Here is a 13,970-nt window from a genome sequence, read left to right on the forward strand (position 1 = left end):
CGCCCCGCGGGGGCGCTTTTTTCATGTCCGGGCCGGTGGTCAGTGCGCGAACAGGTTCATGATGTCCTGCTTTTCCTGCTCGTCGACGTGCGGCACGGTGGCGTCGACGTTCTGCGCGGCCGGCGCCTGCGGTACGCCGACCGTCGACACGAAGCCGTGGCCTGGCGCGAACTCGGTGAAGTACAGCTCGCCGCCGAGCGACTCGACGCCGTCCGGCACCGTCGGCTTGAACTCGGGCACGCCCTTCAGCGCGGCGCCCATGTAGTCGATCCAGACCGGCAGCGACAGGCCGCCCCCCGTTTCGCGATCGCCGAGGCTGCGCGGATTGTCGTAGCCGATCCACGCAATCGCGGCGAGCGTGTGCTGGTAGCCGGCGAACCACGCGTCGTGCGAGTCGTTCGTCGTGCCGGTCTTGCCCGCGAGGTCGGTGCGTTTCAGCACGTTGGTCCGTGCGCCCGTGCCGCGCTGCGCGACGCTCTGCAGCAGGCTGTTCATCACGTACGCGTTGCGCGGGTCGATCGCGCGCGGCGCATTCTGCTCGGCGACGAGCGGCTGCGCGCGCACGACGATCGCGCCGTTCGGATCGGTGACTTCGGCGATCAGGTACGGATTGACGCGATAGCCGCCGTTCGCGAAGACCGAGTACGCGCCCGCCATCTGCAGCGGCGTGACCTGGCCCGCGCCGAGTGCCATCGGCAGGTAGGCCGGATGGCGTTCGGCGTCGAAGCCGAAGCGGGTGATGTACTGCTGCGCGTACTTCGTGCCGATGTGGTTCAGGATCCGGATCGACACGAGGTTGCGCGAGCGCTGCAGCGCGGTGCGCATCGACATCGGGCCTTCGAAGCCGCCGCCGTAGTTCTTCGGCTCCCACGGCTGGCCGCCCGTTTCGGCGGCGCTGAAATACAGCGGGCCGTCGTTGATCACGGTTGCCGGCCCGAGGCCCTTGTCGAGCGACGCCGAATAGATGAACGGCTTGAACGACGAACCCGGCTGCCGCCACGCCTGCGTGACGTGGTTGAACTTGTTCTTGTTGTAGTCGAAGCCGCCGACGAGCGAGCGGATCGCGCCGTCCTGCGGGACGATCGACAGGAATGCCCCCTCGACCTGCGGCAACTGCGTGATCGACCACTTGCCGGTGTCGTTCTTCACGACGCGGACGATCGCGCCCGGGCGGATGTGGCGATTCGGCTGCGCATTGGCCGACAGCGCGCCCGACGCGAAGCGCAGGTTGTCGCCCTCGATCGTCGCATTGCTGCCGTCGATGAACGCGACCGTGATCTGGCGCGGGCTGGCGGCCGTGACGACCGCGGCGATCAGTTCGCCGTTGTCGGGGTGTTCGAGCAGCGCATCGTCGATCGCCTGTTCGCGGTCGTCGGCGCCGGCCGGCAGCTCGATGAAGCCTTCCGGCCCCCGGTAGCCGTGCCGGCGTTCGTAATCCATGATGCCTTTGCGCAGTGCGGTGTACGCGACCTGCTGGTCCGCGGAGTCGATCGTCGTGACGACGTTGAAGCCGCGCGTGTAGGTTTCCTCACGGTACTGCGCGTACATCATTTGTCGGACCATTTCCGCGACGTACTCGGCGTGCACGCTGAAATCGCGGCCGGGCCCCTTGACGACGAGCGGCTGTGCGACGGCCTCGTCGTACTGTTCGCGCGAGATGAAGTTCAGTTCGAGCATCCGCTGCAGGATGTATTCCTGGCGCACCTTCGCGCGCTTCGGGTTCACGACCGGGTTGTACGCGGACGGCGCCTTCGGCAGCCCCGCGAGCATCGCGGCTTCGGCCAGCGTGATGTCCTTCAGGTCCTTGCCGAAGTAGACCCGCGCGGCGCTCGCGAAGCCGTACGCGCGCTGGCCGAGATAGATCTGATTCATGTAGACCTCGAGAATCTGATCCTTCGTCAGCGCACGCTCGATCCGGTACGCGAGCAGCATCTCGTAGATCTTGCGCGTGTAGGTCTTCTCGCTCGACAGGAAGAAGTTGCGCGCGACCTGCATCGTGATCGTGCTCGCACCCTGCGACGCATGGCCGTTCGTCAGCGCGACGAAGCCGGCGCGGACGATGCCGGTGAGGTCGACGCCGCCGTGATCGTAGAAGCGCGCGTCCTCGATTGCGAGGATCGCTTTCTTCAGCGAGTCGGGCACGTCCTTGAAATGGACGACGTCGCGGCGCTCTTCGCCGAATTCGCCGATCAGCACGTGATCGGACGTATAGATGCGCAGCGGCACCTTCGGCCGATAGTCGGTCAGCGCGTCGAGCGACGGCATGTTCGGCCACGCAACGACGAGCGCGTAGCCGAGCACGAGCCCGCCGGCCACGACGAGCGCTATGCACATCGTGGCGAATCCGAGCAGGACTTTTTGCCACCAGGGCCGCTTCTTCGGCTCCGGGGCGGGAGGCGGGGACGTAGGAGTCGTGGATTGCATAGGCATACCGGAAAACAGTCCCGCGATTATAGCTGCCCGGTAAGACCGGTCCTGACGCGGGGGGCGGCCGCCGCGAAGACGCGGCCTGGCGTGCTTCCAGCATAGCCCGCGCATGCCCGTCGCGAGCGGATGCTGGCCGTTAGGCCGACTGTCGGCCGCACGCGCCGATTTGCAGAATCAAGTCTCGGAAACGCGGCACGGGCCGCGACGATTTCAGGAGACTGGGATGGCGGGACGATGGCGAGCACGGTTTGGGCAGGGTGGGCACCGGTCGACGGGAATCGACGTCGGTGCGGATGAGGTGAGGGTGGTCGTGCTGAGCCGGCGCGGCCGGGGCGCGGACGTGTGCGTCGAGGGGCTCGAGCGGGAGCCGGTCGGGTTGGCGGGCGGCCCGGAGGATGCGCGCTGGGCGGCGGTCGCGCGTGCGCTGGCCGCCGCCGTGTCGAGGCTGTCGGCGGCCGGCGTGCGGTGCGACGCGCGTGGCGTGATGGCGTTGCACGATGACGAGATGCGGACCGCGACGCTCGATCTGGCCGGGCGCGGCGACATCGAGGATGCCGCGCGGCAGGCGGCCGAACGCATCTCGGGGCTGGCGCCGGACAGTCTCGCGTTCGACTGGCGGCAGGAGGGCGGCGCGGGAGCAGGCGAGATCGAGGTTGCCGTGGCCCCGCTGGCGCTGCTCGAACGGCGGATCGACGTGGCCGCCCAGGCCGGTGTCGACCTGACGGTGGTCGACGGCGAGTCGGCCGCGGCGCTGCGTGCGTTGCGCTATGCCGCGCAATTCGAACCCGACGCGCAGGCGGGCCCCTACGCGGCGCTCTGGTTCCATGACTCGGGCGTGCACGGCTGGCGAATCGACGGCCCGTTGGCCGTACCGGTGCTGACGCTGTCCGGCGCCGTGCCGGGGGCATTTTCCGATGCATTGCGCCAGCGCGCGCTCGGGGCGGTGTGCTGCGTACTCGTGTCCGGGGACGAACGGTGTATCGCCCGCTTCGATACGTCTGTCGCCGAGATTGGCGACGTGCTCGGCGCGGTTGCGGTGTCGTTCGACTGCACGGGCTGGAGCGGGCAACCGTGCCCGCCCGCCGGCATGCCGGGCGGCACGGCATGGGCCGTCGCGTTCGGGCTGGCATTGCGCGGGGTATGGGAATGACGGCCTGTCGTGCGGAGCCGGGCGGTTTCAACCTGCTGCCATACCGTGAACGGCTGGCGCAGGCGTTGCGACGTCGCCGGGCCGCGCAGTGCGGTGCGGCGATTCTGTTCGGTGCGCTCGGCGTCGGCCTGTGGGCGGGCGTTGTCACCGGGGCGCGGTGGCGCGTGGATGCCGAGCGCGAGAGTGTGGAGGCGCGGCTGCGGCAGTTGCAGCCGCAGGTGGGGGCCGCGACGCGCGCTGCCAAGGCCGCGGCCGTTGCCGCGCAACGCGACGCGCAGGCGGCCGCGCTTGCCGCGCCTTATCGGCACGTCGCAGGGCTGCTGGCCGCACTGGCGCAGGTGCGCGACGGCACCGTCCGGCTCGACGCGCTGCGCACGACGTCCGCCGGCGCCGTGATCGATGCACGCGCCGCGAGCTACCGGGCGGCCGCGCGATGGCTCGCGGGGATGGCACGCGAGCAACGTGGCTGGCGGATCGACATCGATGTGTTGAAGCCTGCTTCCGATGTTCCGGTCGTTACGGGCGGGATGCCGTTCCGGTTCTCGGTCCGGCTGCGCTGGCACGACGCGGTGGCGTCCCGGGAAGCGCCGGGAGGTGGCGCATGACCGCGCTCGCGCATCGGTCCGCACTGCGCGGTGACGGATGGCGGGGCGGCATGCGGCGCGTGTCGCCGGCGGCTGCGCACGTCGCGGGCTGCGGCCTCGCATTCGCGGCCGTGCTGGTGGGCGGCATTCATCTGGTGAATGCCGCCGACTGGAGCGGGCTCGCGCATAGCCGCGCGTTGCTCGCAGCGGCGCAGATGCGGGAGGCCGACGCGCGGCGTGTCCTGGCAGCCGCTGCACGGCAACGCGGCGTGCAGCCGGCGGCGGCACACGGCGATCGCGTGCCGCGTACGCCGGAATGGGCTGCGTTGATGCTGGAACTGGTGGATCGCGCCGCGTCGAGCGGGCTGCGCGACGTATCGATCGAACCGCTGCGCGCCGATGGCGCGGTGCCGGACGGCAGGCGCACGGTGCGTATCGTCGCGGACGGCGGTTTTCACGCGTTGCTGCAGACGGTCGGCGGGCTGGCCCGCTTCCCGGTGCTGGTAGTGCCGTCCGCGCTGCGTGTCGAACGGGGAAAGGAGGCCGCGCGCGTGGAAATGTCCGTCGACGTGTTTCCGGAGTTGCCGGCGCCAGCGTCCAAGGGCGGGGAGGCGCCGGTTCTGGCCGACGTGCCCGGCGCCGATCCGTTCGGCGAGGCCGGTGCGTCCGAAGCGGAGGGGGCGGCTGCCCACCTGGCCGGCACGATTCGCGACGGGCGTACCGGTCTTGCGCTGTTCGACGACGGTAACGGTGCGTTCACGGCCGTGGTCCCCGGCGACACCCTCGGGGCCGCGCGGGTGGTGCGAGTCGATCCCGTCGCCGTGACGCTCGCGACCGCGGACGGTGCGTACCGGGTCATGCTGGACGACGGGAGGCGGCCATGATCAAGCACGGAAGCCGGGTGCTCGCCGTCTGGGCCGGATTGACCGCGGCCAGTGCAAGCGCGTCATTGCCGCCGCTGCCGGCCGTCTGGCCTGCCGCGTCGTTCGATATGCAGGTGCCGGGCCTACCGTTGCCACAAGGCGCGGTGGGCGGTGCGGATCACACCGTAGCGACGGAGGCCGGCCCACCGCCGTTCGACCAGGCGGCTCGCGCGGCGCTTCAGACCGAGGCCGCCACCCCGGCACCCGGGCTGGAGGGGCCGCCGATCCCGTTGGCGCCGCCGGCCCGGATGGGGGGCGCTACGGCCCGGCAACCTGGCGATGCGGACGACAAGCGGCGGATCTCGCTGAATCTGCAGGGAGCAGGGCTCACGGCCGCGTTCGACGCACTCGCGCGGTTCACCGGACTCAATATCGTCGTCGGCGAGCAGGTGCGCGGCACCGTCACGTTACGTCTGAACAACGTGCGTTGGCGCGATGCCTTCGACACGCTGCTCGATACGCACGGGCTCGCGATGTCCCGGCGGGGCGACGTGATATGGGTCACGCCGGCGGCCGAGCTGGCCGCGCGCGAACGCGAGCGTTTCGAAATGCACGCGCGGGCCGCCGATCTGGAGCCGCTGGCGAGCCGGACGTTCGCGCTGCACTACCCGCGTGCGCAGGACGTGCAACGATTGCTGGCCGGCGCGACCGGCCAGCGCCTGCTGTCGAAGCGTGGCGCCGCGGCGGCCGATCCGCGCACGAACCTGTTGTTCGTCACCGATCTCGCGCCGCGTCTCGACCAGATCGCGAGCCTGATCGAGGCGATCGACCGGCCGTCGCGGCAGGTCCGGATCGAAGCCCGCATCGTCGAGGGCGAGCAGGGTTTTTCGCGCAACCTCGGCGCGCGCGTCGCGCTGAGGGCGCAGGGGCGGCCGCCGTCGGGCGAGAGCGCGACGTTTGCGACCGGTGCCCGCAACGCGCTCGACCTGGCTGCGCGGCCGCTCGGCGGCTTCGAAGCGGCAACCGCCGGCTTCACGCTGTTCGCCGCGCCGCTCAGCCGTGTGCTCGACGTCGAACTGAGCGCGCTCGAGGCGCAAGGTCGGGGCCAGATCGTTTCGAGTCCGCGCGTGGTGACCGCCGATCGCGTCAAGGCCATCGTCGAACAGGGCTCGGAGCTGCCGTACCAGGCGAAGGTCGGCAACGGCGTGAGCGGCGTGCAGTTCCGCCGGGCGACGCTCAAGCTCGAGGTCGAGCCGCAGATCACGCCTGACGGGCGCGTGGTGCTCGACCTGGACGTGACGAAGGACAGCATCGGCGAGCCGACGGCAGCCGGTCCGGCGATCCATACGAAACACGTCCAGACGCGCGTCGAGGTCGAGAACGGCGGGACGGTCGCGATCGGCGGGATCTATGAACAACTGAACCGGAACGATGTGACGCGCGTGCCGCTCTTGGGCAAAATACCGTTTCTGGGCGCGCTTTTCCGGCACCGCGCGCAACGCGATCAGCGTAACGAACTGGTCGTCTTCATCACGCCGACCGTCGTCGATGCGCGCTGCAATGCGCGCGGCGCGGGCGGCGCGGATGCCGAGAAAACGGGGCCGGAAGCCGCCGGCGCAGGCTCGACAAGGCAGCCGCTTTGCCAGTAAGCTGCGCCACACACCAGCAAGATTGAAGCAGAGGAAGCCGTTGCAAGCGCGGGACCCACATGCAAACGTATTTTTCGTCGGCCTTATGGGAGCGGGTAAGACCACCGTGGGCCGTGCGGTCGCGCGTCGTCTCGACAGGACGTTCTTCGACTCCGACCACGAAATCGAGGCCCGCACGGGCGCGCGCATTCCGGTGATCTTCGAGATGGAGGGCGAGGCCGGGTTTCGCGATCGCGAAACGCAGGTGATCGCCGATCTCACGCAGCGCGAGAACATCGTGCTCGCGACGGGCGGCGGTGCGGTGCTGCGCCCGGAAAACCGCGACTGCCTGAAAAGCCATGGCATCGTCGTCTACCTGCGCGCCAATCCGCACGATCTGTGGCTGCGCACGCGCAAGGACAAGAACCGCCCGCTGCTGCAGACCGAAGATCCGAAGGGGCGCCTCGAAGCGCTGTACGAGGTACGCGACCCGCTGTACCGCGAATGCGCGGATTTCGTCATCGAGACCGGCCGTCCGTCGGTCAACGGTCTCGTCAACATGGTGCTGATGCAACTCGAACTGGCCGGCGTCATCGCCAAACCGCTACAAGCATGATTACTGTCAACGTCGACCTGGGCGACCGCGCCTACCCGATTCACATTGGCGCCGGCCTGATCGGCCGCGCCGAGCTGTTCGCCCCGCATATCAAGGGTTCGTCCGTCACGATCGTCACGAACACGACGGTCGATCCGCTTTACGGCGATGCCCTGCGCGCGGCGCTTGCGCCGCTCGGCAAGCGCGTGTCGACGGTCGTGCTGCCGGACGGCGAGGCGTACAAGAACTGGGAAACGCTGAACCTGATCTTCGACGGCCTGCTGACCGACCGCGCGGACCGCAAGACGACGCTCGTCGCGCTCGGCGGCGGCGTGATCGGCGACATGACGGGCTTTGCGGCCGCGTGCTACATGCGCGGTGTGCCGTTCATCCAGGTGCCGACGACGCTGCTGTCGCAGGTCGACTCGTCGGTCGGCGGCAAGACGGGCATCAACCACCCGCTCGGCAAGAACATGATCGGCGCGTTCTACCAGCCGCAGGCCGTGATCGCGGACATCGGCGCGCTGACGACACTGCCCGACCGTGAACTGGCGGCCGGCGTCGCCGAAGTCATCAAGACCGGCGCGATCGCCGATGCCGAGTTCTTCGACTGGATCGAGGCGAACGTCGACGCGCTGAACCGTCGCGATCCGGCTGCGCTCGCGCATGCGGTGAAGCGCTCGTGCGAGATCAAGGCGAGCGTGGTGGCAGCCGACGAACGCGAAGGCGGCCTGCGCGCGATCCTGAACTTCGGCCATACGTTCGGTCATGCGATCGAGGCCGGGCTCGGCTACGGCGAGTGGCTGCACGGCGAGGCGGTCGGCTGCGGGATGGTGATGGCGGGCGACCTGTCGGTGCGGCTCGGCCTGCTCGACGAAGCTTCGCGGCAGCGCCTCGATGCGGTGATCGCGGCCGCGCATCTGCCGACCCGCGGGCCCGCGCTCGGCGACGCGCGCTACATGGACCTGATGCGCGTCGACAAGAAGGCCGAGGCCGGTGCGATCAAGTTCATCCTGCTGAAGCGATTCGGCGATACGCTGATCACTCAGGCGCCGGACGAAGCCGTGTCCGCTACACTGGCGCAGACCACCCGCTAACGGCGGCCCGGATGCCCCGGCGCCCCTGACATGGAGGAGACGTGAGCGAGACATCCAGCAGCATACTGCCCGAAGCCGGTCGCGCATCCGTTGCGCCGGTGGCCGAGCCGCCGACGCTGGCGGCGCTGGAAGCCCATCTCGCTCCGTATGCCGCGCACGCGTCGCAGTCGCGCGGCCGCCGCCATCCGGAGACACCGCCGGCGGCGCGCACCGAATTCCAGCGCGACCGCGACCGCATCGTCCACTCGACCGCATTTCGCCGGCTCGAATACAAGACGCAGGTCTTCGTCAATCACGAAGGCGACCTGTTCCGCACACGCCTCACGCACAGCCTCGAAGTCGCGCAGATCGCGCGCTCGGTCGCGCGCAACCTGCGCCTGAACGAGGATCTCGTCGAGGCGATTTCGCTCGCCCACGATCTCGGCCATACGCCGTTCGGCCATGCCGGGCAGGACGCACTGAATGCCTGCATGCGCGACCACGGCGGCTTCGAGCACAACCTGCAGAGCCTGGCGGTCGTCGACGAGCTCGAGGAGCACTACGGCGCGTTCAACGGACTGAACCTGTGCTTCGAGACGCGCGAAGGCATTCTGAAGCACTGCTCGCGCGAGAATGCGCGCAAGCTCGGCGCACTCGGCGAGCGCTTCCTGCAGGGCCGCCAGCCGTCGCTCGAAGCGCAGCTCGCCAACATCGCGGACGAGATCGCGTACAACAACCACGACGTCGACGACGGCCTGCGTTCCGGCCTGATCACGATCGGGCAACTCGCGGAAGTCGAGCTGTGGCAGCGCCACTACGAGGCGGCGCTCGCCGAATTCCCGAATCTCGAAGGCCGCCGCCTCGTGCATGAGACGGTGCGCCGCATCATCAACACGCTGATCGTCGACCTGATCGACGAAACCACGCGCAATCTCGCGCGCGTCGCGCCCGCGTCGCTCGACGACGTGCGCGCCGCGCCGCCGCTCGTGTCGCACAGCGAATCTGTCGCCGCACAGGCGGCCGCCCTCAAGCGTTTCCTCTTCAAGAACCTCTATCGCCACTACAAGGTGATGCGCATGGCGAGCAAGGCGCAGCGCGTCGTCACCGGTCTGTTCGATGCGTTCATCGACGATCCGCGCCTGCTGCCGCCGCCTTACCAGTCCGACGACGCCGCGCAGCAGCCGCGCCTCGTTGCGCACTACATCGCCGGCATGACCGACCGCTTCGCGCTGAAGGAATATCAGCGCCTGTTCGTCATCAGCGACAACTGACTGTCACAAACGATCACTAGACTTCGCCGGTTCAATGGCGACGGAAATGTTGCACACGCTGTTGGTAACGTTTTCATAGGAGAGAGGTCGATGAAGAAGAAGCCTGCGGGGACACTGGTTCGTTCGATCGCGCTCGGCGGCGCGCTGATGTTCGGGGCACAGCACGTGGCGCTCGCCGCGACGGAAATCCAGTTCTGGCATGCGATGGAAGCCGCGCTCGGCGAGCGGGTCAATGCGATCGCCGACCAGTTCAACGCGTCGCAGAGCGACTACAAGATCGTGCCGGTATTCAAGGGCACCTACGACCAGGCGCTCGCGGCCGGTATCGCCGCCTATCGCAGCGGCAACGCGCCGGCGATCCTCCAGGTCTATGAAGTCGGCACGGCCACGATGATGCAGGCGAAGAAGGCCGTCGTGCCGGTCTACGACGTGTTCAAGCAGGCCGGCGTGCCGCTCGACGAGAAAGGGTTCGTGCCGACCATCGCGAGCTACTACAGCGACGCGAAGACGGGCCATCTCGTCTCGATGCCGTTCAACAGCTCGACGCCGGTGCTGTACTACAACAAGGACGCGTTCAAGAAGGCCGGCCTCGACCCGAACCAGCCGCCGAAGACGTGGGCCGACGTGCAGGCCGATGCCGAGAAGCTGCGCAAGTCGGGGATGGCATGCGGGTTCACGACCGGCTGGCAGGGCTGGATCCAGCTCGAGAACTACAGCGCGTGGCACGGGCTGCCGTTCGCGAGCCGCAACAACGGCTTCGACGGCGCCGACGCCGTTCTGGAGTTCAACAAGCCGCAGCAGATCGCACACGTCTCGTTCCTGCAGCAGATGGCGAAGGACGGCACGTTCACGTACGCGGGCCGCAAGGATGAAGCGTCGGCGAAGTTCTACAGCGGCGACTGCGGGATCCTGACGACGTCGTCGGGCGCGCTCGCGAACGTGCAGAAGTTCGCGAAGTTCAGCTACGGCACGGGCATGATGCCGTACGACGCGAACGTGAAGGGTGCGCCGCAGAACGCGATCATCGGCGGCGCGAGCCTGTGGGTGCTGGCGGGCAAGGATCCGGCGACCTACAAGGGCGTCGCGAAATTCCTCGCGTTCCTGGCCTCGCCGGCGGTCGCCGCGAAATGGCATCAGGACACGGGCTACCTCCCCGTGACGACCGCCGCGTACGACCTCACGCGCCAGCAGGGCTTCTACGCGAAGAACCCGAGCGCCGAAACCGCGATCAAGCAGATGCTGAACAAGCCGCCGCTGCCGTACACGAAGGGGCTGCGTCTCGGCAACATGCCGCAGATCCGCACGGTGGTCGACGAGGAGTTCGAACAGGTCTGGGCGCAGAAGAAGTCGCCGAAGGACGCGCTCGATTCGGCCGCGTCGCGCGGCGACGAACTGCTGCGCCGCTTCGAGAAGTCGGGCGGCTGAGCCCGCATCGCACCGTGCCGCCGGCCGCGTCGCATCCTGCCCGGATGCACGCGCCGGCCGGCGGCACGGCCACCTTTCCGTTGCGCCTGACCGGATATCCGCGATGCAATCCCGTTCCCGTTTCGGTACGAGCCTGTTGCCGTACCTGCTGATCGCGCCGCAGCTCGCGATCACCGCCGTGTTCTTCCTGTGGCCGGCCGGCGTCGCGCTGTGGCAGTCGACGCAGATGCAGGACGCGTTCGGCACGTCGAGCGAATTCGTCGGCCTCGCGAACTTCACGCACCTGTTCGCCGATCCGCTGTATCTCGATTCGTTCCGCACGACGCTGGTGTTCAGTTCACTCGTTACGGTGAGCGGACTGGTCGTGTCGCTGATTCTCGCCGCGTGCGCCGATCGCGTGATCCGCGGCGCGCGCGTGTACCGCACGCTGCTGATCTGGCCGTATGCGGTCGCGCCGACGATCGCTGCCGTGTTGTGGGCATTCCTGTTCAACCCGAGCATCGGCTTGATCACCTATGCGCTCGCGAAGAGCGGCATCGTGTGGAACCACGCGCTGAACGGCGGCCAGGCGATGTTCCTGGTCGTGCTCGCGTCGGTGTGGAAACAGGTGAGCTACAACTTCCTGTTCTTCTACGCGGGCCTGCAGGCGATCCCGCGCTCGCTGATCGAGGCGGCCGCGATCGACGGCGCCGGGCCGGTGCGGCGCTTCTTCAACATCGTGCTGCCGCTGCTGTCGCCCACCAGCTTCTTCCTGCTGGTCGTGAACCTCGTCTACGCATTCTTCGACACGTTCCCGGTGATCGACGCAGCCACCGGCGGCGGCCCGGCGCAGAGCACGAAGACGCTGATCTACAAGATCTTCGCGGAGGGCTTCCAGGGGCTCGACATCGGCAGCTCGGGTGCGCAGTCGGTCGTGCTGATGATCATCGTCGTCGGACTCACGGTGATCCAGTTCCGCTTCGTCGAACGCAGGGTGCAATACGCATGATCGAAAATCGCAAGGGCTTCGACCTGTTCTGCCACGCGGTGCTGATCGCGGGTGTGGTGCTGATCGTGTTTCCCGTCTACGTCGCGTTCTGCGCGGCGACGATGAATGCGCAGGAAGTGTTCACGGTGCCGCTGTCGCTCGTGCCGAGCACGCACCTGTTCGAGAACGTCGCGTACATCTGGGGGCACGGCAGCGGCGGCACGACGGCGCCGTTCGGCCGCCTGCTGGTGAACAGCTTCGCGATGGCGCTCGGCATCGCGGTGGGCAAGATCGCGGTGTCGATCCTGTCCGCGTACGCGATCGTCTATTTCCGCTTCCCGTTCCGCAACACGGCGTTCTGGCTGATCTTCGTCACGCTGATGTTGCCGGTGGAAGTGCGGATCTTCCCGACCGTGCAGGTCGTGTCGACGCTGCATCTGACGAATACCTACGCGGGGCTCACGCTGCCGCTGATCGCATCGGCGACCGCGACGTTCCTGTTCCGCCAGTTCTTCATGACGCTGCCCGACGAGCTGATGGATGCCGCGCGCATCGACGGCGCGGGGCCGCTGCGGTTCTTCTGGGACGTCGTGCTGCCGCTGTCGAAGACGAGCATCGCGGCGCTGTTCGTGATCACGTTCATTTACGGCTGGAACCAGTATCTGTGGCCGATCCTGATCACGACCGAGGCTTCGCTGTCGACGGCGGTGGTGGGCATCAAGACGATGATCGCGAGCGGCGATGCCGCGACCGAATGGCAATACGTGATGGCGGCGACGCTGCTGGGAATGATCCCGCCGCTCGTCGTCGTGCTGGCGATGCAGCGCTGGTTCGTGCGCGGCCTCGTCGATTCCGAGAAATGAATGACGGACGGCAACCGGGAGAAAGACCAAGAATGGCTGCGCTGAGCTTGAAGGGCGTCAGGAAATCCTACGACGGCAAGCAGCACGTGCTGCATGGCATCGACGTGGAGATCGCCGACGGCGAATTCATCGTGCTGGTCGGCCCGTCGGGCTGCGGCAAGTCGACGTTGCTGCGGATGATCGCGGGGCTCGAGACGGTGACGGACGGCGAGATCGCGATCGGCGAGCGCGTCGTCAACGCGCTGGAGCCGAAGGATCGCGACATCGCGATGGTGTTCCAGAACTATGCGCTGTACCCGCACATGACGGTCGCGCAGAACATGGGCTACGGGTTGAAGATCCGCGGGATCGAGCGCGCGACGATCGACTCGCGGGTGGCGGCGGCCGCGAAGATCCTCGAACTCGAGCCGCTGCTCGCGCGGCGGCCGCGCGAGCTGTCGGGCGGCCAGCGGCAGCGCGTCGCGATGGGGCGTGCGATCGTGCGCGAGCCGTCGGTGTTCCTGTTCGACGAGCCGTTGTCGAACCTCGATGCGAAGCTGCGCGTGCAGATGCGGCTCGAGATCCAGCGGCTGCATGCGCGGCTCGCGACGACGAGCGTGTACGTGACGCACGACCAGATCGAGGCGATGACGCTCGCGCAGCGCGTGATCGTGATGAACCGCGGCTACGCGGAACAGATCGGTGCGCCGGTCGACGTGTACGAGAAACCGGCGACGGTGTTCGTCGCGGGCTTCATCGGCTCTCCTGCGATGAACCTGATGCACGGCCGGCTGTCGGAAGACGGCGCGACTTTCACTGTCGCGGGCGGCGGCCCCGCGCTGCCGGTCTCCGGCGCGCCCGGCATCGGCCGCGAGATCGCCGTCGGGCGCGACTGGGTGCTCGGCGTGCGGCCGGAACACATGACGCCGCAGCCGGGCGTCGCGCAGGCGACGCTGCCGGTCGATTCGTGCGAGCTGCTCGGCGCGGACAATCTCGCGCACGGCCGCTGGGGCAATCACGACGTCGCGGTGCGCCTGCCGCACGCGGATCGCCCCGCGCGCGGCACGGCGCTGGCGGCCGCGCTGCCTGCGCACCGGCTGCATTTCTTCGATCCCGAGACCGGCAAGCGTGCCGGCTGAAAC

General features: G+C 68.2%; 12 protein-coding genes. 11 read left to right on the forward strand and 1 reads right to left on the reverse strand.

Annotation, left to right across the window (positions count from 1 at the left end; genetic code table 11):
* Positions 1-39: 39 nt before the first annotated feature.
* Positions 40-2,424, reverse strand: a complete 2,385-nt coding sequence (locus tag LXE91_RS06585) for a penicillin-binding protein 1A (RefSeq protein WP_095145958.1) — start codon at positions 2,422-2,424, stop codon at positions 40-42.
* Positions 2,425-2,650: 226 nt separating this feature from the next.
* Between LXE91_RS06585 and LXE91_RS06590 the strand changes: the two genes are divergently transcribed.
* The 11 genes from LXE91_RS06590 (at position 2,651) to LXE91_RS06640 (ending at position 13,967) form a co-directional block, all read left to right on the forward strand.
* A complete protein-coding gene (locus tag LXE91_RS06590) occupies positions 2,651-3,577 on the forward strand; it encodes a type IV pilus biogenesis protein PilM (protein ID WP_039366753.1) in 927 nt (308 codons plus the stop codon).
* The gene (locus LXE91_RS06595; RefSeq protein WP_223274465.1) at positions 3,574-4,182 is read left to right on the forward strand and encodes a fimbrial protein; all 609 of its coding nucleotides are present in this window, start codon (positions 3,574-3,576) and stop codon (positions 4,180-4,182) included. The genes LXE91_RS06590 and LXE91_RS06595 overlap by 4 nt, the downstream gene beginning before the upstream one ends.
* A complete protein-coding gene (locus LXE91_RS06600) occupies positions 4,179-5,045 on the forward strand; it encodes a hypothetical protein (RefSeq protein WP_039366747.1) in 867 nt (288 codons plus the stop codon). Before LXE91_RS06595 ends, LXE91_RS06600 begins: the two co-directional genes overlap by 4 nt.
* Positions 5,042-6,673 (forward strand): type IV pilus secretin PilQ, encoded by a 1,632-nt coding sequence (locus LXE91_RS06605; RefSeq protein ID WP_039366744.1) that lies wholly within the window; start codon positions 5,042-5,044, stop codon positions 6,671-6,673. The genes LXE91_RS06600 and LXE91_RS06605 overlap by 4 nt, the downstream gene beginning before the upstream one ends.
* Before the next feature lie 40 nt (positions 6,674-6,713).
* The gene (aroK, locus tag LXE91_RS06610; protein WP_039366741.1) at positions 6,714-7,268 is read left to right on the forward strand and encodes a shikimate kinase AroK; all 555 of its coding nucleotides are present in this window, start codon (positions 6,714-6,716) and stop codon (positions 7,266-7,268) included.
* Positions 7,265-8,344, forward strand: a complete 1,080-nt coding sequence (gene aroB / locus LXE91_RS06615) for a 3-dehydroquinate synthase (RefSeq protein ID WP_039366738.1) — start codon at positions 7,265-7,267, stop codon at positions 8,342-8,344. The genes aroK and aroB overlap by 4 nt, the downstream gene beginning before the upstream one ends.
* A gap of 41 nt (positions 8,345-8,385) precedes the next feature.
* Complete coding sequence (locus tag LXE91_RS06620; protein WP_039366737.1) at positions 8,386-9,594, forward strand: deoxyguanosinetriphosphate triphosphohydrolase; 1,209 nt, start codon at positions 8,386-8,388, stop codon at positions 9,592-9,594.
* A gap of 90 nt (positions 9,595-9,684) precedes the next feature.
* Positions 9,685-11,019, forward strand: coding sequence for a sn-glycerol-3-phosphate ABC transporter substrate-binding protein UgpB (gene ugpB / locus LXE91_RS06625; RefSeq protein ID WP_039366734.1), 1,335 nt, complete (start codon positions 9,685-9,687; stop codon positions 11,017-11,019).
* A 103-nt stretch (positions 11,020-11,122) separates the two neighbouring features.
* A complete protein-coding gene (ugpA, locus tag LXE91_RS06630; protein WP_039366730.1) occupies positions 11,123-12,007 on the forward strand; it encodes a sn-glycerol-3-phosphate ABC transporter permease UgpA in 885 nt (294 codons plus the stop codon).
* Entirely contained in the window at positions 12,004-12,849 is an 846-nt protein-coding gene (gene ugpE, locus LXE91_RS06635; RefSeq protein ID WP_039366729.1) for a sn-glycerol-3-phosphate ABC transporter permease UgpE, read from the forward strand. Before ugpA ends, ugpE begins: the two co-directional genes overlap by 4 nt.
* A gap of 32 nt (positions 12,850-12,881) precedes the next feature.
* On the forward strand, positions 12,882-13,967 hold the full coding sequence (locus LXE91_RS06640) for a sn-glycerol-3-phosphate import ATP-binding protein UgpC (protein ID WP_039366725.1): 1,086 nt from the start codon (positions 12,882-12,884) through the stop codon (positions 13,965-13,967).
* Positions 13,968-13,970: the final 3 nt, after the last annotated feature.

The sequence above is a fragment of the Burkholderia contaminans genome (assembly GCF_029633825.1).
Lineage (GTDB): Bacteria > Pseudomonadota > Gammaproteobacteria > Burkholderiales > Burkholderiaceae > Burkholderia > Burkholderia contaminans.